The organism is uncultured Ruminococcus sp. (assembly GCF_947301925.1).
In the GTDB taxonomy this organism is placed as follows: Bacteria; Bacillota; Clostridia; order Oscillospirales; family Ruminococcaceae; genus Ruminococcus.
In genome coordinates this window covers 24,065-43,460 of record NZ_CAMYUE010000020.1, presented here as the reverse complement: position 1 = coordinate 43,460, position 19,396 = coordinate 24,065, and the positions used below count along the sequence as shown (strand labels likewise).

The 19,396-nt window shown below is 46.7% G+C and carries 20 protein-coding genes and 1 pseudogene; 16 read left to right on the top strand and 5 right to left on the bottom strand.

All coding sequences use genetic code 11. From position 1 onward, the window contains the following. Positions 1–636, bottom strand: a 636-nt coding sequence (locus Q0Y65_RS14385) for an alanine:cation symporter family protein (RefSeq protein WP_297961334.1), incomplete at its 3' end; no start/stop codon positions are given. Positions 637–802: 166 nt separating this feature from the next. Between Q0Y65_RS14385 and Q0Y65_RS14380 the strand changes: the two genes are divergently transcribed. Next, positions 803–1,759, top strand: a complete 957-nt coding sequence (locus Q0Y65_RS14380) for a hypothetical protein (RefSeq protein WP_297961331.1) — start codon at positions 803–805, stop codon at positions 1,757–1,759. 21 nt (positions 1,760–1,780) lie between these two features. On the opposite strand, the gene Q0Y65_RS14375 is transcribed toward Q0Y65_RS14380, so the two are convergent. Then, complete coding sequence (locus tag Q0Y65_RS14375) at positions 1,781–2,248, bottom strand: NUDIX hydrolase (RefSeq protein WP_297961328.1); 468 nt, start codon at positions 2,246–2,248, stop codon at positions 1,781–1,783. 346 nt (positions 2,249–2,594) lie between these two features. Here Q0Y65_RS14375 and Q0Y65_RS14370 point away from each other — a divergent pair, with 346 nt between their 5' ends. The 5 genes from Q0Y65_RS14370 (at position 2,595) to Q0Y65_RS14350 (ending at position 5,675) form a co-directional block, all read left to right on the top strand. Further along, positions 2,595–3,056, top strand: a complete 462-nt coding sequence (locus tag Q0Y65_RS14370; RefSeq protein ID WP_297961325.1) for a flavodoxin — start codon at positions 2,595–2,597, stop codon at positions 3,054–3,056. 14 nt (positions 3,057–3,070) lie between these two features. Further along, a complete protein-coding gene (locus Q0Y65_RS14365) occupies positions 3,071–4,231 on the top strand; it encodes a sugar MFS transporter (RefSeq protein ID WP_297961322.1) in 1,161 nt (386 codons plus the stop codon). Positions 4,232–4,491: 260 nt separating this feature from the next. After that, a complete protein-coding gene (locus Q0Y65_RS14360; RefSeq protein ID WP_297961319.1) occupies positions 4,492–4,950 on the top strand; it encodes a MarR family winged helix-turn-helix transcriptional regulator in 459 nt (152 codons plus the stop codon). Beyond that, positions 4,943–5,158: a hypothetical protein gene (locus Q0Y65_RS14355; protein ID WP_297961316.1), complete on the top strand. Its 216-nt coding sequence runs from the start codon at positions 4,943–4,945 to the stop codon at positions 5,156–5,158. Before Q0Y65_RS14360 ends, Q0Y65_RS14355 begins: the two co-directional genes overlap by 8 nt. 1 nt (position 5,159) lies before the next feature. After that, positions 5,160–5,675 (top strand): flavodoxin domain-containing protein, encoded by a 516-nt coding sequence (locus Q0Y65_RS14350; RefSeq protein WP_297961313.1) that lies wholly within the window; start codon positions 5,160–5,162, stop codon positions 5,673–5,675. Positions 5,676–6,031: 356 nt separating this feature from the next. On the opposite strand, the pseudogene Q0Y65_RS14345 reads toward Q0Y65_RS14350, so the two are convergent. Next, positions 6,032–6,166, bottom strand: a pseudogene (locus Q0Y65_RS14345) (MGMT family protein); the annotation flags it as partial. Between the two features lie 655 nt (positions 6,167–6,821). Here Q0Y65_RS14345 and Q0Y65_RS14340 point away from each other — a divergent pair. The 5 genes from Q0Y65_RS14340 (at position 6,822) to Q0Y65_RS14320 (ending at position 9,973) form a co-directional block, all read left to right on the top strand. Further along, entirely contained in the window at positions 6,822–7,118 is a 297-nt protein-coding gene (locus Q0Y65_RS14340) for a hypothetical protein (RefSeq protein ID WP_297961311.1), read from the top strand. A 16-nt stretch (positions 7,119–7,134) separates the two neighbouring features. Continuing rightward, positions 7,135–7,326: a helix-turn-helix transcriptional regulator gene (locus Q0Y65_RS14335; protein ID WP_297961308.1), complete on the top strand. Its 192-nt coding sequence runs from the start codon at positions 7,135–7,137 to the stop codon at positions 7,324–7,326. A 22-nt stretch (positions 7,327–7,348) separates the two neighbouring features. Further along, a complete protein-coding gene (locus Q0Y65_RS14330; protein ID WP_297961306.1) occupies positions 7,349–8,014 on the top strand; it encodes a CPBP family intramembrane glutamic endopeptidase in 666 nt (221 codons plus the stop codon). Positions 8,015–8,107: 93 nt separating this feature from the next. Next, positions 8,108–8,857, top strand: a complete 750-nt coding sequence (locus tag Q0Y65_RS14325) for a hypothetical protein (protein WP_297961303.1) — start codon at positions 8,108–8,110, stop codon at positions 8,855–8,857. Positions 8,858–8,917: 60 nt separating this feature from the next. Next, positions 8,918–9,973 (top strand): alpha/beta fold hydrolase, encoded by a 1,056-nt coding sequence (locus tag Q0Y65_RS14320; RefSeq protein ID WP_297961300.1) that lies wholly within the window; start codon positions 8,918–8,920, stop codon positions 9,971–9,973. A 241-nt stretch (positions 9,974–10,214) separates the two neighbouring features. On the opposite strand, the gene ppdK is transcribed toward Q0Y65_RS14320, so the two are convergent. Further along, the gene (gene ppdK / locus Q0Y65_RS14315) at positions 10,215–12,842 is read right to left on the bottom strand and encodes a pyruvate, phosphate dikinase (RefSeq protein ID WP_297961297.1); all 2,628 of its coding nucleotides are present in this window, start codon (positions 12,840–12,842) and stop codon (positions 10,215–10,217) included. Positions 12,843–13,111: 269 nt separating this feature from the next. Between ppdK and Q0Y65_RS14310 the strand changes: the two genes are divergently transcribed. Genes Q0Y65_RS14310 through glmU form a run of 5 tightly spaced genes read left to right on the top strand, consistent with a single transcriptional unit; the run spans position 13,112 to position 17,620 of the window. Then, complete coding sequence (locus Q0Y65_RS14310) at positions 13,112–13,675, top strand: hypothetical protein (protein WP_297961294.1); 564 nt, start codon at positions 13,112–13,114, stop codon at positions 13,673–13,675. A 57-nt stretch (positions 13,676–13,732) separates the two neighbouring features. Next, a complete protein-coding gene (locus Q0Y65_RS14305; RefSeq protein WP_297961291.1) occupies positions 13,733–14,887 on the top strand; it encodes an alpha/beta hydrolase-fold protein in 1,155 nt (384 codons plus the stop codon). An 18-nt stretch (positions 14,888–14,905) separates the two neighbouring features. Then, positions 14,906–15,052 carry a hypothetical protein gene (locus tag Q0Y65_RS14300; protein WP_297961288.1) on the top strand — a complete coding sequence of 49 codons (147 nt, stop codon included), beginning with the start codon at positions 14,906–14,908 and terminating at the stop codon, positions 15,050–15,052. A gap of 21 nt (positions 15,053–15,073) precedes the next feature. After that, entirely contained in the window at positions 15,074–16,219 is a 1,146-nt protein-coding gene (locus tag Q0Y65_RS14295) for an alpha/beta hydrolase (protein WP_297961285.1), read from the top strand. Between the two features lie 24 nt (positions 16,220–16,243). Next, positions 16,244–17,620 carry a bifunctional UDP-N-acetylglucosamine diphosphorylase/glucosamine-1-phosphate N-acetyltransferase GlmU gene (gene glmU / locus Q0Y65_RS14290; protein ID WP_297961282.1) on the top strand — a complete coding sequence of 459 codons (1,377 nt, stop codon included), beginning with the start codon at positions 16,244–16,246 and terminating at the stop codon, positions 17,618–17,620. Between the two features lie 899 nt (positions 17,621–18,519). Here the strand turns inward: glmU and Q0Y65_RS14285 are convergent. Next, positions 18,520–19,221 carry a hypothetical protein gene (locus Q0Y65_RS14285; protein ID WP_297961279.1) on the bottom strand — a complete coding sequence of 234 codons (702 nt, stop codon included), beginning with the start codon at positions 19,219–19,221 and terminating at the stop codon, positions 18,520–18,522. Positions 19,222–19,396: the final 175 nt, after the last annotated feature.

The following is a 19,396-nucleotide window of genomic DNA, read 5'->3' as shown; positions in this document are numbered from 1 at the left end:
GAGGGCGGTAAGCAGGGTTATAAGAGCTCCCGCAATGACCGTTGTCCATGTGTATTCCATGCCAAGCACTGTCACTGTGTGCTTCTTCTGAGGATCAAAGAAGGTGTTTGCGGCTGAGGTTATTCCGTTTATCTGGGTTATGGTGCCTATGCCCATAAGTCCCGCAAGCAGGCCGAAGAGAGCAAACATCCTGCCCAGCCATTTCCAGTTCCTGCCGAGGCCGTTTTCGATATAATAGAAAGGACCGCCGAGGATATTGCCGTTTTCGTCTTTGACGCGGTACTTCACGGCAAGAAGTCCCTCTGCATACTTTGTGGCCATGCCGAGGAATGCTGCAAGCTCCATCCAGAAAAGAGCTCCTGCGCCTCCTGCCGAAATAGCGGTGGCAACGCCCACTATATTTCCCGTGCCCACAGTGGCGGAAAGAGCGGTGCACAGAGCTGCAAAGCCCGAGACCTCGCCGCTGCCGTCCTTCTCGTTCTTCACCATGTATTTCAGCGCCTTGCCAAGTTTATGCACCTGCAGCAGCCTGAGCCGTACAGTCAGAAGTATACCGCAGGCCATTATGAGGATTATCAGGGGAAGTCCCCATACATAGCTGTCGATCTGACTGATGATATCGTTTATCTTTTCCATTGCCGCATCTCCTGTCCGAAAGTTCGTTAAAATTATATCATACCTCCGCGTAAAAGTCAACATTTCCTTTGCACGGACAGGGGAGATGTTTTCCTTGGAAGTATTGCTATTTATAAAAATATGTGCTATAATAGCATTTGTGATTTTTAAAGAAAAGGTGACCTTATTGCAGACTTTCAGAAAAGTGCTCCCCGCAGCCCTGGCGCTGCTGCTTGCCGCAGGAATGGCGGCGGCTTCGGAGCTTCTACATGATAAAGAGATAATATTCCCCGAGATAACCGCTGTTGCCGTCGGAGCCCTTGCTGCTCCGCGTATGCCGTGGAACACCTCGCGGACAAGGCTGCTGCTGACCATTACCGCGGCGGCTGTAACGGGAGTAGGTCTGGTACTGCTGGTGCCTGCCGCTCTTGTTTTCAGGATACCACTTGCGATCATCTGCGCAGTTGTATGGGTTGCCCTGTCGGGGACAGAGTTCCTGCCTGCCGTATCCGCCTGCGTGCTGCCTGTGCTTCTGGGGACGCGGAGCCCCGTTTATATAGGCTCGGTGGCAGTGATGACCTCGCTGATACTGCTGGCACAGTACATACTGGAAAGGTGCGGCATACGGGAGAAAAATGTTTTCGTTCCCGTAAAGCCCGATAAACGGCTGTTTGGCCTGCGCATAAGACAGATCGCGGCGGCGTCTCTGATCTGTGTGCTCCCTGCGATTTCAAAGGAGATATTCTTCATTGCTCCCCCTCTTATAGTGGCCTTCTTTGAGATGTCAAAGCCCGGCAGCAGACTGATGGAGCGGGCTCCTCTGGCAGTTGCGCTGATAGTATTTGCTGCTGTGAGCGGAGTGCTCTCACGTTTTGTTCTTACCGAAAGGCTGGGACTGCCTCTTGCGGTTTCGGCTGCGGTGTCCTGCGGAGCTGTTCTTATTGCCGTTTACAGATCGGGACTGTTTTTCCCTCCCTGCGGAGCGATAGCCACTCTGCCGCTTATAATCCCGCGCGGCGCACTGCTGAGATTTCCCTTTGAGATCGCCGCGGGAACGCTGATATTCGTGGCTGCTGCCTTTGCGCTTTCAAAGGAGCGCCGCATAGTTTTACGAGTGAAGAAAGTATTGAGACCGCAGAACTGACTGCGGTCTTTTTGTTTGCGTTTATGAGCTGCTGCGGAGATATTCCCGTACCTTTTCAAATATCCGCTCCTTTATTCTGAGAGGCGGTATGTTTTCGGGGAGACTGTCAACGGGGAAGAAGGCCTGCTCGGAGGCTTCTTCCTTCTGCACCTTCAGCTCTCCCGTGAAATCGCGGCAGATGTAAATTATTCCTGCAAGATATACCTGATCGCCGTTGGGATATTCGTAGAAGGAGTCCTCTCCGGATATGTCCATAAGGTATTCCAGCTTTCCGCAGGTAAGTCCCGTTTCTTCAAGTATCTTGCGGCGGGCGCATTCCTCGAAGCTCTCACCGAGCTCCATTGAGCCTGCGGGATAATCCCAGAAGCCGTTGTCGGTGCGTCTGCCGAGAAGTATCTCGTTTTTATCGTTTACGAGTATCACGCCTGCCCCTGCCATAATAACAGGTCTGCTGCCCAGTGTTCTGCGAAGTTCAAGTATGTAGCCCATTGCCGTAGCTCCTTTGTGTGATTTTTATTAATTATATCAGAGTTTGCAGTGCAGGTCAACAAAAGCGGTCAGAACAGTTGTTATAATGGACGGATACGGACTCTGCTCCTTGTTACGGTATACAAAAAACAGGGATATTGGCCTTTGCCGGTTGACACGGTGCCAATTATGCGGTACACTATTTGCAGTGACACAGTGTCGATCAACGGAGGCGAAAAGCTTTGCGGGTCCGGAAGTGCCTGTAAAGCGTCTCCTGACGCTGCGGACGAAACAGAGCCTACACCATATACCCATCAGTTTACGGATCTTTCAGCAGGATGCTGAAAAAATAAAGGAGGAAATCATCATGAGCAAGAAATTAGTGGCATATTTTTCCGCAAGCGGCAATACCGCTTCACTGGCTAAAAAACTGGCAGACGCAGCGGGTGCTGATATCTATGAGATACGTCCCGTGACTCCCTATACTTCCGACGATCTCAACTGGCATAACAAGCAGTCGCGCAGCAGCATCGAGATGAGCGACCACGGCTCACGCCCTGCTATTGCAGACACAAACGCAGATATAGCTGCCTATGATACGATCTATGTGGGATTCCCCGTATGGTGGTATATCGCTCCCACCATAATCAATACATTCCTTGAAAGCTATGATTTTTCGGGTAAGACTATCATTCTCTTTGCAACATCAGGGGGAAGCGGCTTCGGAAAGACTGTACAGAATCTTCAGTCCAGTGCTCCCGGCGCTGTCATCACTGAAGGCATGGTAAATCCGGGCGGCAGCGATATAAACGCTCTGGCAGAAATGTAACGGAGGAGGATAATATGGGGGCATTGCTTCTTGCAGTGATCTACCTTGCATTTGTAAGCCTCGGACTGCCCGATTCGCTTCTTGGTTCGGGCTGGCCGGCTATGCAGAGCGATTTCGGAGTACCCTCCTCATACGCAGGCTATGTGTCGATGTCCATATCGTTCATGACTATAATATCTGCGCTTATGGCTCCCACAATAATAAAAAAGGTCAGAACGCAGTGGATAGTGGTATTCTCTGTGTTCCTGACCGTTGTGGGACTTATCGGCTTTTCATGTGCAAGCTCCTATCCGATGCTGTTCCTGTTCGTTATACCTTACGGATTCGGCGCAGGCTCGGTAGATTCGGCGCTCAACAACTATGTTGCAAAGCACTGTTCCTCGTCAGTCATGAACTTCCTGCACTGCTTCTACGGCGTGGGAGCTATGATAAGTCCGTATATCATGTCGCTTGCGCTTTCAAAGGCGCACTGGAACGAGGGCTACCGCTGGACTGCGTATATACAGTCGGGCATCATGCTCATATGTCTGCTGTCTGTCCCGCTCTGGAGGAGGAACGCCGCCGTGGAAGACCACAGCGAACACGACAGTGCAGGTATACGGGAGGCTTTGAGGATACCGGGAGTTATCCCCACTCTCGTCGCCTTCTTTGCTTACTGTTCGGGCGAGGCTACCTGCTTTCTGTGGACTTCCAGCTACTTTATAGGTACTAAGGATAATATATCAGCCGAAACTGCCGCCGCATTCGGTTCGCTCATATTCGGCGGACTTATGCTGGGCAGGCTTATCTCTGCGTTCGTTTCCAACAGACTTGGCGACAGACTTCTCATACGGGCGGGAATAGCTGTTGAAGCTGCGGGGATACTGCTGATATTCCTGCCTTTTGAAAGCTATATACCTGCGGCAGTGGGATTTGCGGCAACAGGTACAGGAATGGGACCTGTCTATCCCGCCATACAGCATATGGCGCCGATCAACTTCGGAAAACGAAACAGCGCGGCGGTAATAGGACTGCAAATGGCTTCCGCATATATGGGCAGCACGTTTATGCCCATGGTTTTCGGGCATATACAGCAGGCAGCGGGTATAGGCATTATGCCGCTGTATCTTGCAGTTTTTGCCGTTCTTAGTATTGGTATGCTGGAGTTTGCCTTCAAGCGTATCGGAATTGAATAACTATAATCAAGAGGCTTGCTCCATTGGGACAGGACTCTTTCATGCAGCTGAAAAAAGTCCTCACAGCCGGAAATGTGAGGACTCATTTTTTCATACAGGAGTTTTATACTTGACCGGACTTTTCCTGCGATCTCTCAGGAAAACAACAGTCACACAGCTCGCCGTTTTGAAAAATTAAAAAAAGTTCTTGACAAATCCCGATATATGTAGTATACTGCATATATAGGTAGTATACTACATATATTTGAAAGAGGTTGCTTATGTACGATTTTGAACACATGGATCCGAGGATCATCGCCTTTGTAAACATCTTTATCTGCTCCAACAGACTTCAGGCTATAATGGATAACGGACTTGTTGATATTACCGCAAAACAATGGCTTGCGATTGCTATGATCGAGGCGTTTCCAGAACCGCCGACATTAAAACAGATGTCTGAGCTTTCCGGAGTTACCCATCAGAGTATGAGGCAGATAGTTGACCGCTTAGTAGATAAGGGATTTTTGAAAGTCGTTCCTGACAAAAAAGACAAGCGTGCAATAAGACTTGTCAAGACTGAGGCGGCTAATCATATCAGAACAAAAAAAGATGATCAGAATATAAAGTTCGTGTATAAGCTTTTTGATTGCCTGACAGAAGAGGAGCAGCGGGTTTACTGCACGGCGCTTGAAAAACTCTGCAACAGGCTGAATGAGCTGAAAGAGGAAAATGATGCGTAAATTCAGGACGATACACATTTTAACCATTGCCGCTATAGTTTTTGTTATTATAATGCTGATGGCTTTTCAGACAGCCGTGCAGCTTGTTTCGGGAGCTTGTCTTCCGATACCGGCTATCATTGCAGAATCTGCAATATTCACCCTGCCGGGGATGTACGCGGCAATACTCACCGGAAAGCTTTATAAAACAATCGAAGAAGGAGAATAACATGAAAACGATAGTTGCCTATAAGTCGAAATCGGGTTACACCAGAACATACGCTGAGTGGATCGCACAGGAAATTGGCTGCGACATCAAAGAAAATGCTGAGCTTTCCGATATTATCGGCTATGACACGATAATTTACGGAGGCGGAATGTATGCCGGCGGTTTCAACGGTATTAAGCTCATCACCAAAAATCTCGACAAGCTGTCCGGGAAGAAAATCGCTTTGTTTGCGGTAGGATCAAATCCCGGCAGAGAGCATGAGATGCAGCCGTTCTGGGATAAAGTGCTGACTGCGGAGCAGCAGAAAAATATCGGACATTTCTATCTAAGGGGCGGCTTTGATTTCAGTAAGCTGACTTCCGGGAATAAGATCCTTATGAAAATGCTCAAAGTACGTTTGCAGAAACTTAAAGAACGCACCGAAGATGAACAAGGAATGCTCGATGCATATGTTACGCCTGTTGATTTCAGGAACAAGGAAAATATCAGACCTTTGTTAGACTATGTTTTGAAGTGACATGATCGATGGAATAACAAAAAAAGTCCTCACAGCCGGAACTGTGAGGACTCATTTATTTTTTCAACAAAGGCTTCGATAACTGCCTCGGGAATGTCCTCGTCGGAGTCGAAATTAGTGTACCGTTCAGGAGCATATCTCAGCAGAGTTATACGCTCGTTGTATTCGGGAAACCACTTGTATATGTGACTTTCTCCGTCGGCGAGAGCTCGTTTATCTGCTCCTGTAAAGCAGCTGCTAAAAGTCCGGATTCATTGCACACGAACTATGGATTGAATTTCATTTTCCCCAGTGTAATTTGCACTGGAAAAATGAAAAAAGCACCAAGTTTATAACACTTGATGCTTGAATAGTTTTTATAGAGCTTTTTCCAGTTTCAGCAGCTTGATCTTCTTATCAAGACCACCTGCATACCCGGTCAGACTGCCGTCTGCTCCGACTACTCTGTGACACGGAATAATGATCGAAATGGGATTATGCCCGACAGCACCGACCTCGATATGCAGGGTGACCTCTACGAGTATAATTGAATGCGAAGAATCCATGAGAAAGATATTCGGCGTAGAACAATCAGAAGCATAAAGAGCCTTTGGCTCATCGGGCTCTGCCCGAACCCGAGGTTTAGCGCTCTTGTTTCCAAGTAATGAAAAAGGCGATGCCGCATAACGCTGACATCCCCCATTACTTGTAAACCTCACAGGATGCTCAGGTCGCTCCTCAGCGTTGCCCTATCCTCCCTGTGAGTAAAGCATATTTATTGTATCATACAAGTTTTATGATGTCAATGTACAACTACTGCGACGATGCTGTTCATTTTCAGCGACGGCACTGTTCAACTTCGCCGGCCGTGGGTGTTCAACTGTAGCGCTATATTCAACAGCCCGCAGAAATACGTTTTTTCTGTGTGGCTAACTGTATATACAGAATCCTACAACCGATTGGCTTAGAGTTATTGGCATACAGCTGTAAAGCTTACAAGCACCTTGCCATAGTGCACAAATCAATGCATATCCACAGTGGATCCGATGTACAGAATTCCCAATTATGTCAAACATTCTTGACATTTCAGCTTTTGTTGTATATAATCAAAAATGTAAAGAGTTCTTGACATTTTTGATTATACGATTATGATCGGAGGTTTATTGTATGTTCAAGAAAAGCAAACCCGATGAAATGGAAAAAGAAATTCGCAACAAAAGTATTATATCAGCTTATTACTATACCCAGTTTATGCTTGTTGTGTGGCTTGTTCTGGGAATTTTCAGGCACAAGTTAGAGTTTATGCCCTTGTATATTTTACTGGTTGGATTACTGATGCGCGGCGGAGCTTCGCTGATATACAGACATGATTTCGGAGATGAGCGCTGGAAAAAGGGGCTTGTCATTCTTCTTTCCTCAATAGCAGCAGTAGCACTACTGCTTATGCTGTCTATCGGGAAATAGGTTATGGGAGCATAATATGAATAACAGATTAAAAGAACTGCGAAAGACACAGAAGCTGACGCAAGATGAATTGGCCAATGCTGTCGGAGTTTCAAGGCAGACAATCAATGCTATAGAGAACGACAAGTATAATCCCACGCTTGAGCTTGCGATCAGACTTGCAAGGTACCTTAAAATACCTGTAGAAGAACTTTTTTTACTTGAATAAAGGACAGTGGAGGTATGCAGCAATGAAAATCGCCGAAAAACGTATATCCAAAAACAAAGCACTTATCCTGTATATCATTGCATTTTATACAATATGGGCTTTGTATGAATTTCTCGGGAAATCGCTCATTGAAGACATATGCCCCGGAGAAATTATTGCGGAGATCGTAAAGACGGTTGTGATCAAGAATCTTGTATGGGTTCTTCCGGCAGCACTTCTTGTACATCATTACAAAGATGATGTCTGTATCGGGCTGAAAGAGATGTTCACCGCAAAGGTAAAATGGCTGAAATTTCTTCCTGTATTTCTGTTCTTTGTACTTTATCCCCTTATCTGTGGGTATCTCAGAAAAGGCTCGCTGACATTAGACAGTGATTTAGATGTTAAGCAAGTTATAGCATTTTCCTTTGTCGGCATCACGGAAGAAATGGTATTCCGCGGTTGGCTGCTGAATGCCATGGTCGGCAAAGAGCGAACAAATCAGTGGAAAGCGATATTGCTCAGTTCACTGATGTTTGTGGCGATCCATATCCCTACATGGACTATTCATGGTCAATTGGCCGGAGCTTTTCTTCATTTCGGATTTGTTCAGATCATCATTCTGAGTGTCATATTCAGTATCACATTTCTGAAAAGCAGAAATATCCTTGTACCCGTGGCACTACACATGATATGGGATTTTCTGTGAGCATGTTTTGATGAATATGGCAGAACTGAAAACCATAAACGAGGTCTGCAAAACTCACGGACGATCCTGTAAACAAAAGGAGACGAAATAAATATGAAAATGAAAGCAAAGAAAAAGAAAATCATATTATGCTGTTGCATTTCTTTGATACTTCTGTTGTTAATGGCGGCTGTCTATATTTTTCAATTTACGGGATTAGGATATCGAATGTCAGTTCCGTACCGCAGTTCTTTTGAAAAAGCAGCAGATAATATTTATGTCAACAAAAACTATTCCGGTAATATCAAAGAAGCTATTCAGCTCACGGAAGAAGCATTGGAACGGGACAGAGCATTTTTCGGGAAATTACAATGTACTGATACAACGATAATAATTTTCTGCGATGATGATAAGCTGCTTTCAAAGCTTGGCGGAGATCACGATACGAAAACCTCATATACGAAGAAAAACTACATTTCTGTTTCAGATAAATACCTTAATATCGACATAATAGCACATGAATTCACTCATGCAGAGCTGCACACTCGCCTGAATATGAAAGCCCTGGAAAGTATTCCCACATGGTTTGATGAGGGACTTGCCACGCAAAATGATTATCGTGAGCAATATGGGCTGGATGCGTGGATTGAACAGACCGATAACGGAAAAAACACGGTTCCTCTTGAAGATATGGATACAGGTTCTGAATTTTATGCAGACCCTGTAGAGGACAGGCGTTTCCGTTATCTGAATGCGAAACATGAAGTCAGTGAATGGATGGAGATTCATGGTCAGAACGGATTGTTGGAATTACTGGATAAGCTGAACAACGGTGAGGAGTTTGGCGCTGCCTATTTCAAATAGTTTTAGCCCTGCATAGCCATTGGCTCGAAAATAATCTGATGATACAAAAGGGAGATTACTATGAAAAAAGTAATAAAAAAGTTCTTTAAGGTGATTGGCTGGATATTCCTTGTTCTGCTGATTCTCTTTGTTATTTTAACGATCATCTTCGCCTTTATGAAAAAGTCATTGCGTCAGAAGAATATGGATATTCTTGAAGCGGACGGCTTCGTTAATCTGGTTTCCGCAGGTGATTTCGACATGAACGTAAATATCTTCGGTGACGGGAAGTATAAGATCATTTCAATGCCTGGAAGCTGGGATGCCACCTTACCTATTGAAATGAAGAAACTATCCGGGTATCTCGATGATGATATATCTATTGTTGCTGTGACCCGTCCGGGCTACGGCATATCGGGCGAGACAAAAAAAGATGTCACAACGGAGTATATAGTTGAAAGCACTCGTACCGCATTGAAAAATGCAGGTGTCGAAGCACCGTACATACTTATGGCACATTCAATGAGCGGCCCATATGTGACATACTGGGAGAACAAATATCCCGAAGAAGTATCGGGAGTTATATTCCGTAACAGCATAAGCACAGCTAATGAAGAAATGCCCGAAGAAGGCTTTCCGAAATTAATGCGAAACGTTATAGTCGCATTCGGCTCTTTCGCCAATAAGACAGGATGGACAACAGTGAAGAATGCTTTGCTTGCGGAAGAACACGAAGATTTAGGCGAATACTCAAAAGACGCTTTGGCGTTCGAGAAGGCATCTGTTCCCAATTACGGAGAAGCAAAAAACTACAACGTCAATATGAGAACAGCGTGGGATTCCATACAGGCAAACGATATCCCGAAGGTGTACATAACAAACGATTATGAAACACTTGAAGATGTAAAAGATTACATGATGTTCCTCTACGGCGAGGTCGATGAAAAACTCGCACAGGAGTGGTTTGAAGAAAGCCAAAGTGAAGATCATAAAGAACACGATAAAAAAATAAGCGAATACTGCAAGAGCCTCGGCAACTGCGAAAAAGTGAATATCCCCGCAAGTCATGACATCTCCGACCAGAAACCGGAAGAATTCGTAAAAGAAGTCGAAAAGCTGATAGACAGAATAAAATGATATAGTTATGACCGCCCCTGTCCCGCATCGGGACAGGGCTTATTTCTATGCTACCATAATCACAAGACAAAAAGTCCTCACAGCCGAAACTGTGAGGACTCTGTTATTTTTATTCAGATAAACACATTAACGTGAATATCACGCCAGCTTAGTATCCTACGCTTTGTAGACTTCGCGTAAAGGTATTCTTTAGCATCGTCCAGATTCAGCGTAAAATAGCCAATCTGAGTATATTTCCGAATTACTTCTTGTCAGCGATAGCAGCCTGAGCAGCAGCCAGACGAGCGATCGGAACACGGAAGGGTGAGCAGGATACATAGTCGAGGCCGATCTTGTGGCAGAACTCTACAGAGGAGGGATCGCCGCCGTGCTCGCCGCAGATACCGACGTGGAGCTTGGGATTAACGGGCTTGCCGAGCTTGATAGCCATTTCCATGAGCTTGCCTACGCCTGTCTGATCGAGCTTAGCGAAAGGATCGTTCTCGAAGATCTTCTTGTCGTAGTAAGCACCGAGGAACTTGCCTGCGTCGTCTCTTGAGAAGCCGTAAGTCATCTGTGTGAGGTCGTTTGTACCGAAGCAGAAGAAGTCAGCGTTCTTAGCGATCTCGTCAGCTGTAAGAGCAGCTCTGGGGATCTCGATCATTGTACCAACTTCGTACTCGAGGTTAGCGCCAGCCTCAGCGATAACAGCGTCAGCAGTCTCAACAACAACCTTCTTAACGTACTTGAGCTCCTTAACATCGCCAACGAGGGGGATCATGATCTCGGGCTTAACGTTCCAGTCAGCGTGGTTCTTCTTAACGTTGATAGCAGCCTTGATAACAGCCTTTGTCTGCATAGCAGCGATCTCGGGATATGTTACAGCAAGACGGCATCCACGGTGGCCCATCATGGGGTTGAACTCGTGGAGAGAAGCGATGATATTCTTGATATCCTCAACGGACTTGCCCTGTGAATCAGCGAGAAGCTTGATGTCAGCCTCTTCTGTAGGAACGAATTCGTGGAGAGGAGGATCGAGGAAACGGATAGTAACAGGGCAGCCCTCAAGAGCCTCATAGAGAGCCTCAAAGTCAGCCTGCTGCATGGGCTCGATCTTAGCAAGAGCAGCCTCTCTGCCCTCAACTGTATCAGCACAGATCATCTCACGGAAAGCAGCGATTCTGTCAGCCTCGAAGAACATGTGCTCTGTACGGCAGAGACCGATACCCTCAGCGCCGAGCTCTCTTGCCTTCTTAGCGTCAGCAGGAGTATCAGCGTTTGTACGAACCTTGAGAGTTCTGTACTTATCAGCCCAAGCCATGATGCGGCCGAACTCACCTGCGATCTGAGCATCAACTGTAGGAATGATGCCGTCGTAGATGTTACCTGTTGTACCGTCGATTGAGATGTAGTCGCCCTCAACGAAAGTCTTTCCGCCGAGCTCGAACTTCTTGTTAGCCTCATCCATCTTGATGTCGCCGCAGCCTGAAACGCAGCACTCACCCATACCACGGGCAACAACAGCAGCGTGTGAAGTCATACCGCCGCGAACTGTCAGGATACCCTGAGCAGCCTTCATACCTGTGATATCCTCGGGTGATGTCTCGAGACGAACGAGAACAACCTTCTCGCCCTTAGCAGCCCACTCTACAGCGTCGTCAGCTGTGAATACGATCTTACCGCAAGCAGCTCCGGGTGAAGCACCGAGACCCTTGCCGATAGGAGTAGCAGCCTTGAGAGCTTTTGTATCGAACTGGGGGTGGAGAAGTGTATCGAGGTTTCTGGGGTCGATCATTGCAACAGCTTCCTGCTCTGTCTTCATGCCCTCGTCAACGAGGTCGCAAGCGATCTTGAGAGCAGCCTGTGCAGTTCTCTTACCGTTTCTTGTCTGGAGCATATAGAGCTTCTTGTTCTCAACAGTGAACTCCATATCCTGCATATCGTGATAGTGATTTTCGAGAGTCTGGCAAACTTCCTTGAACTGAGCGAAAGCCTCGGGGAAGGTCTCAGCCATCTGCTGGATAGGCATAGGAGTACGAACGCCTGCAACAACGTCCTCGCCCTGAGCGTTTGTAAGGAACTCGCCCATGAGCTTCTTCTCACCTGTAGCAGGATCTCTTGTGAAGGCAACACCTGTACCGCAGTCGTCGCCCATGTTACCGAATGCCATTGACTGTACGTTAACAGCAGTACCCCATGAGAAGGGGATATCGTTATCTCTTCTGTAAACGTTAGCTCTGGGGTTGTCCCATGAACGGAATACAGCCTTGATAGCGCCCATGAGCTGCTCCTTGGGATCGTCGGGGAAGTCTGTGCCGATCTTAGCCTTGTACTCAGCCTTGAACTGGCCAGCCAGTGTCTTGAGGTCGTCAGCTGTGAGCTCAACGTCCTGTGTAACGCCCTTTTCTTCCTTCATCTTGTCGATAAGCTCTTCAAAGTACTTCTTACCAACTTCCATAACTACGTCAGAATACATCTGGATGAATCTTCTGTAGCAGTCCCAAGCCCATCTGGGGTTGTTTGACTTTTCAGCGATTGTGTTAACAACAGTCTCGTTGAGACCGAGGTTAAGGATTGTATCCATCATACCGGGCATTGAAGCTCTTGCGCCTGAACGAACAGAAACCAGGAGAGGATTCTCCTTGTCGCCGAACTTCTTGCCTGTGATTCCTTCCATTTTAACGATATACTCGTTGATCTCTGCCATGATCTCGTCAGAGATACCGCCGTCCTCATAATACTGAGTACAAGCCTCTGTTGTGATGGTGAAGCCCTGAGGAACAGGGAGACCGATGTTTGTCATCTCAGCCAGGTTTGCGCCCTTACCGCCGAGAAGCTCTCTCATGTTGGCATTACCCTCTGAGAAAAGGTAACAATACTTATTTGCCATTGGTGTATACCTCCATTTTTAACATTACCGGACGACACCCATGAGGGCATTATCCGAGTTATACCTATTATAACACATCTGAGAAAAAATTACCATATATGTGATGACAAAAATTACCCGTTTATTTTGTTGCAGTTTGTACAAAATTTAACAAACCGCTTTCTTTTCTGCGAAAAAGGCTTGCATTTACTGTTAAAGTATGTAAAAATATATACATGAACGCAGGTGTGCGTATCTGCGTAAAAAGCTTGATCTAAGGAGTTTATTTTATGAAAAAGACAGCAGCTGTGATACTTACATTGATACTTGTGGTCTGTGCGGCAGTTTCATGCGGAAGCAAGGGCGGAGCAGGCAAGACTGCAAGCAGCATCGTGCCCAAGGAGGCGCAGGACGTTGTGCGCAAGTTCTCCGAGGGAGTCATGACAGGCGACGGCGACGGAATGATGCTGTGTATGTATCCGCAGGATATATTCGACGCTCTGAAGGCCAGCGGTCTCATGAACGATTTCTACAATGCGCTGGGCACAGGCAGCGGCGGAGAACTGAAAAAGTGCGAGCTTTCCGATGAAGCCAAAATAAGCGCAGACGCCTGCAGGGGAGCGCAGAATTATTTCAACGGCTATGCTCAGATGCTTGAGGTAAAGGGCGTGTCCTACAAGGTGTCCGACGGCTATTCCGCGAAAATGAACATCACCACCTCCGAAAACGGCAAGGAGGATGGGTATTCCGAGGATATCGTCATTGTTATGGTGGACGGTCATGGATGGATGATAATACCTATGACCGCACAGGACCTTGAATCGGCAGCAGCAGGTGCCGACGCACAGGGCTGATAAGCAGAAATAACATAAAGAGACACAGAATACAACGCAATAAGGAGAACAGGATAATTGAAGAATAAAGCACTGGCACTTATAATATGCGGACTTATGGCGGCTTCTGCTGCTTCCTGCGCGGGAAAAGGCGAGACCTCGTCTGTTGCGGAGGAGACTACCGCGGCCGTGACTACCGCTGAGGCTGCTTCGGAAGAAGTAACAGAGCCTGTAACGGAACCCACAACAACAGTGACCGTTGAATACTACGACGGGCTTATCTGCTCGGACAAGATGACCGACAAGGAGAAGGCAAATTCAAGCTTCCGCGAGTTCACGCTGCTTGACCCTGCCAAGTGCTTCAGCCTCGGCAAGCGCGGACGCAATTCGTATTGTCTTGATCCGAAGGAGTTTGAAAGCATAGAAAAAATACAGGACAGTTTTCACGAGTTCACTATGTACGACGAGCAGCTTGATACTAAGTTCCTTGCTCATGTTATCACGCCGCCGAATTACGACGAGAATAAAGAGTATCCCGTATTTCTCATAACCGACGAAGTCTACTGGATGGAATTCATTCCGATACTCTGGAACATCATCAATGACGGTGAGGCCTCTCCCGTGATATTCGCCACCCTCGGCTATGAATATGAAATCGATGGCGGTGCAAACGAGACGCGCATGGACAAATTCATCTTCCGTCAGGATAAATTCCTCGATTTCATCACCAACGACCTGATGGAGACTATCTCACTCAACTATAAGACCGATGCGTCACGCTCGGTTCTGTTCGGACATTCAAGCGGAGGTCCGTTTATTGACTACGCTCTTTGCAATTCCGATAAATATGAGTATCAGCCGTTTAAAAACTATATAATAGGAAGTCCTGCATTCTGCAACTACTATTATGATCCTTTCGAGCCGCCCATTGACTTGAGCGGTATCTCAGATCCCTATGCATTCCAGCGCGAGTTTGACTATTTTGAGCGCAATGAAACTATGGACAAGAACGTTTTTGTTTGCGCAGGTGAAAAGGAAGACTTAGAGATAGATTGCGGCGATGGCGATTCTATGGTCGAGGGCACTGAAAAGCTCTACGAAAGGCTTATATCCCACGGCGTATCGGCGGAACTGAAAATATACGAGGGCTGCTTTCACACGAATTATCTGAGAGAAATGTTTCCGGACTATTTGAAGCAGAATTTCCCGCCCGAAGATAAATCTGAAAATTGATATACAGGAGGAATAATTATGAACAAAGCGGTTATTTTAGCAGGAGGACAGGGCGAGCGCATGAAAGAGGACGTTATCGTCGTTAATGTTGACGGCGAGGGCTGGAAGCTGATCCCCATGGACGAGGCAACTCTTGAGTCCGCAGCTGATAATCAGGCATCATAGGGCTGACAGGGAGGCTGAAACGTGAAAAAGATTTTATCAGTGCTTCTGATATGCGGACTTATGGCGGCTTCTGCTGCTTCCTGCGCGGGAAAAGGCGAGACCTCGTCTGTTGCGGAGGAGACTACCGCGGCCGTGACTACCGCTGAGGCTGCTTCGGAAGAAGTAACAGAGCCTGTAACGGAACCCACAACAACAGTGACCGTTGAATACTACGACGGGCTTATCTGCTCGGACAAGATGACCGATAAGGAGAAAGCAAATTCAAGTTTCCGCGAGTTCACGCTGCTTGACGTTGATAAATGCTTCGAGATAGGCGAAAACGGACGCAATTCTTACTATTTCTATCCCGCTGATATAACGAAGATAACCAAGATCAAGGACTATTTCCGTGAGCTGACCATATACGATGAGCAGCTTGACAAGCAGTTCCTTGTGCATATAACACTGCCGCCAAACTATGACGAAAGCAGGGAATATCCCGTAATGTTCATTACCGATTCGTCCTACAGGCTCAAAATGGTGCCTGATATGTGGAATGTCATCAACGACGGAGATGCGGCTCCTGTGATATTTGTTATCCTCGGCTATGATTACGATAGCCGTGAAGAGGAAGAGCGTTTTGATAAATTTATCCTGCAGGAGGAAAAGCTCCTTGACTTTATCACCGATGACCTTATGAAAACCATTTCTCTCAATTACAAGGTGGACGCTTCACGTTCCGTATTTTTCGGGCATTCATTTGGCGGGGTGTTTTCACATTATGCCCTTTGCAATTCGGATAAGTATGATTATCAGCCCTTCGGGAGCTACATAATAGGAAGTCCCTCCTTCTACGCATATTTCTATCCGGATATGGAGTATTTTGACAACAGTTCCATTAAGGATCCGTATGCTTTTCAGCGGGAGTTCGATTATTTCGACCGCAATGAGACTATGGACAAGAATGTGCTGATATGTGCAGGCGGCAGAGAGAATTACTATGATTTCAAGGCACCTGATGACCTCCCCACTATCCCCGAGGAGGCGAAAATGCTTCAGGAAAGGCTTGCCGCACACGATGTGCCCTCAGAACTGAAGATATATGAAGAATGCTATCATAACAATTATCTTGCGGATATGTTCAAGGATTACCTAAAGCAGAATTTTCCACCCGAAGATAAAAACTAAAATTGATATACAGGAGGAATAATTATGAACAAAGCGGTTATTTTAGCAGGAGGACAGGGCAAGCGCATGAAAGCGGATATGCCCAAGCCCCTTTTCAAGGTGCTCGGAGAGCCTATGCTCCGCTGGGTCATATCAGCCTGCGAGGCTGCCGATCTCAGCGATATATGCGTGGTTAAGGGCTTCAAGGGCGAGATGATAGACGAGTATCTGGGCGGCAAGTACACCACAGTATTGCAGGCAGAGCGCCTCGGCACGGGCCATGCGGTAAAGCAGGCAGTGCCCTTCCTTGAGGAGGATACCGACGGCAACACACTTGTGCTCTGCGGTGACGCTCCCTTCATAGACGCGGATACCATTAAGGAGTCCCTTATCATACACAAGCAGCAGAACAACGCCGTTACCGTTATCACGGCGGAGCTGGAGGATCCCTTCGGCTACGGCAGGATAATACGCTCGGCAGGCGGCATCAGCGGCATCGTTGAGCAGAAGGACGCCACCGAGGAGCAGCGCATGATAAAGGAGGTCAACTCGGGTACATACTGGTTCAGGACCGCCGACCTCATCGAGCTTCTCGGCAAGCTGGAGAACAACAACGTGCAGAACGAGTATTACCTTACCGATACCATATCCATAGCTCTTGCCGAGGGCAAGAACGCAGGCGCCTACAAGTCCGAGAACCCCGATATCATCAGGGGAGCCAACGACAGGAAGGATCTGCTGGAGCTGAATACCTACGCAAGAATGGCTGTTATAGAGAAGCACCTTGCCAACGGAGTCGAGTTCACCTGCACTGACGGCGTTGTCATCGAGCGCGGCGTTGAGATAGGCACAGGCACAGAGATACTCCCCAATACTATAATAAGAAAAAACACCACCATCGGCAGGAACTGCAAGATAGGTCCGAATACCGTGGTGGAGAACTGCAAGATAGGCGATGATGTAAACCTTCACACCGTTCAGGCTTATGAGTCCGAGATAGAGGCGGGAGTAAAGATAGGTCCCTACGTTCATATCCGTCCCGACAGCGTTGTGAAGACAGGCGCGAAGATAGGCGACTTCGTGGAGATCAAGAACTCCACTATCGGCGAAAAGACTGCCATAGCACATCTTGCCTATGTGGGCGACAGTGACGTCGGAAAGCGCGTTAATATCGGCTGCGGAACGGTTACCGTAAACTACGACGGTATTGCCAAGAGCCGCTGCGTCATCGGAGATAACTGCTTCATCGGCTGCAATACCAACCTTATTGCTCCCGTTAAGCTGGGCAAGGCTGTATATACTGCCGCAGGAACCACCGTAACAAGGGACGTTCCTGACTATGCGCTGGCTATCGACAGAGGCGTCATGAAGGTCAACGAGGGTTATACTCTCAGGAAGCTGAAGAGCAAGCTGGGAAAGTGAACATAAGTAAAAAAGGCTGTCCTGAGACAGCCTTTTTTATATAGGTATAGAACCGGAACTGGCAAAATAATAACGACCTTGCATTGACACCCTCTCAAAAGCCAATCAAGGTCGCTATCGAGTTGGCGGCTGCGCACCCTCTATACGCAGATGCCGTACGGCAGGCACAAATTCCGTAGTGCCATATATCCTTTTGCTGTGTTATCACTACTGCTTGGACGTTTCAAGTGACATGAAAACTGCCTTAGGCGATTAAACATATTATAGGCATTAATGTTTAATAACAGTTGTGAAGAGTAAAATGTTTGTCGGAACTGGATGCTGTGATAAGGATACGGCGGAGTTTAATGACCGTATCAGGCAAAAACAGGATATAATTGCCGATTTTGTTACAGGACACATAATATATCTTAATGTAATTATGTGGTGGAGAGAAGCCGATTTATCGACTATTGTCATCCAACAATTGTATTATAATGCAAAGAAGCCGTTAGCGCAATTGATTATATTGCCGATATTTAGCACTATATTGCTAAAATAAATTCAAAGATTTATATTAACTAACTATTAACAAAACAATTTATTTTATCGCGAAACTGATTGTTAATAATATGCTGCGGCGGCTGATTTTTCGCCTGCGCAGATCAAAACTGCATTTTTGGAATCCTTTTGGATACGTTGTTTTCGCAGTATTGCAAAATCTTAGCACAAAAACGACATCTTTTAACGATAGCCTGAAACCCCGCTGAAAATGCCGCCTGAAATAGAATGGTTAAAACAGATACAAAAATGTTTGTGAAAATTTTTCATGGAAAATTTGAATTTTTTTCATTTATTTTTTTGTTTTAACGATTTTTGCGCTATGAAAAAGCTCCGAAGCATACCCTCGGAGCCTTGTATCACAGTATTCCGTTAGCCGCGTCCTCAATGCGCTTGCGGTAGTAGGGACCCTGCCATGAGAAGTCGAACTGCTTGAACAGCTTCAGACAGCTTTCCGCATTGCTGAGAGCGCCGCGGAGCCCTTCCTCGTCGTTTGCCTTTGCAAAGATGTACACAACGGTTATGAATATCTCAAGAAGCGTCAGATCCTTGCCGCCCTTGGGCTTGTAGCCGAACTTCAGCAGCTTCAGCGCCTGCTGATAGTTCTTTGCGGCGCAGTCTGCCAGCGCCAGGGCTATATACAGCTCCGCTTCTTTCTGCTGCGAGACCTTTGCGGTCTGCTTTTGCAGGAAACTGATGTTTCTCGTGCGGAAGTCCTCTGCGTCGCGCCAGTTGCCGATCTTGCTGACGGTCGCCAGCATCTCCACGCAGTATCCGAATCTTTCATCGCCGCTGAGCTTTTTGTCTTCGAGCTTTTCAAGATAGAAGTAGGCAGTCTTGTAATCGTGTATCCTGCCGTACAGGGACGACAGCTGTACTATATCGAATGGTGAGGGCTTCTTGGCATTGTCGATGAAGGCGTCCGCATAGGCTTCGCAAAGGTCCTTGGTATAGCCTCTTTCTACAAACAAAGCGTATACGTCAACGTATTTTTTCATTTCTGCACTGGATGATGTCAGCAGAGAAAAGCCTATCTTTTTTCGTTCTGCCGGTGATAACATATATCTGCCCTCCCGTCCCTGAGGATTATCATTATAATATAATGAGTCAAAACAGTAAATTATTCTTACCTGTTTGCATATTCAATTCTAACACAAATTCAATTCTTAGTCAACATTTGTGGGCAGCTAAAATGCAAAACTGTTGATATGCACAAAAACAAAGCTTAAATTTTTC

Bases quoted from the DNA above. Each gene is read 5' to 3' on its own strand.
- Q0Y65_RS14340 (WP_297961311.1), top strand. From the start codon at position 6,822: ATGTTCAAGAAAAGCAAACCCGATGAAATGGAAAAAGAAATTCGCAAC.
- Q0Y65_RS14350 (WP_297961313.1), top strand. From the start codon at position 5,160: ATGAAAACGATAGTTGCCTATAAGTCGAAATCGGGTTACACCAGAACA.
- Q0Y65_RS14320 (WP_297961300.1), top strand. From the start codon at position 8,918: ATGAAAAAAGTAATAAAAAAGTTCTTTAAGGTGATTGGCTGGATATTC.
- Q0Y65_RS14310 (WP_297961294.1), top strand. From the start codon at position 13,112: ATGAAAAAGACAGCAGCTGTGATACTTACATTGATACTTGTGGTCTGT.
- Q0Y65_RS14375 (WP_297961328.1), bottom strand. From the start codon at position 2,248: ATGGGCTACATACTTGAACTTCGCAGAACACTGGGCAGCAGACCTGTT.
- Q0Y65_RS14370 (WP_297961325.1), top strand. From the start codon at position 2,595: ATGAGCAAGAAATTAGTGGCATATTTTTCCGCAAGCGGCAATACCGCT.
- Q0Y65_RS14360 (WP_297961319.1), top strand. From the start codon at position 4,492: ATGTACGATTTTGAACACATGGATCCGAGGATCATCGCCTTTGTAAAC.
- Q0Y65_RS14335 (WP_297961308.1), top strand. From the start codon at position 7,135: ATGAATAACAGATTAAAAGAACTGCGAAAGACACAGAAGCTGACGCAA.
- Q0Y65_RS14285 (WP_297961279.1), bottom strand. From the start codon at position 19,221: ATGTTATCACCGGCAGAACGAAAAAAGATAGGCTTTTCTCTGCTGACA.
- glmU (WP_297961282.1), top strand. From the start codon at position 16,244: ATGAACAAAGCGGTTATTTTAGCAGGAGGACAGGGCAAGCGCATGAAA.
- Q0Y65_RS14365 (WP_297961322.1), top strand. From the start codon at position 3,071: ATGGGGGCATTGCTTCTTGCAGTGATCTACCTTGCATTTGTAAGCCTC.
- Q0Y65_RS14300 (WP_297961288.1), top strand. From the start codon at position 14,906: ATGAACAAAGCGGTTATTTTAGCAGGAGGACAGGGCGAGCGCATGAAA.
- Q0Y65_RS14355 (WP_297961316.1), top strand. From the start codon at position 4,943: ATGCGTAAATTCAGGACGATACACATTTTAACCATTGCCGCTATAGTT.
- Q0Y65_RS14330 (WP_297961306.1), top strand. From the start codon at position 7,349: ATGAAAATCGCCGAAAAACGTATATCCAAAAACAAAGCACTTATCCTG.
- ppdK (WP_297961297.1), bottom strand. From the start codon at position 12,842: ATGGCAAATAAGTATTGTTACCTTTTCTCAGAGGGTAATGCCAACATG.
- Q0Y65_RS14325 (WP_297961303.1), top strand. From the start codon at position 8,108: ATGAAAATGAAAGCAAAGAAAAAGAAAATCATATTATGCTGTTGCATT.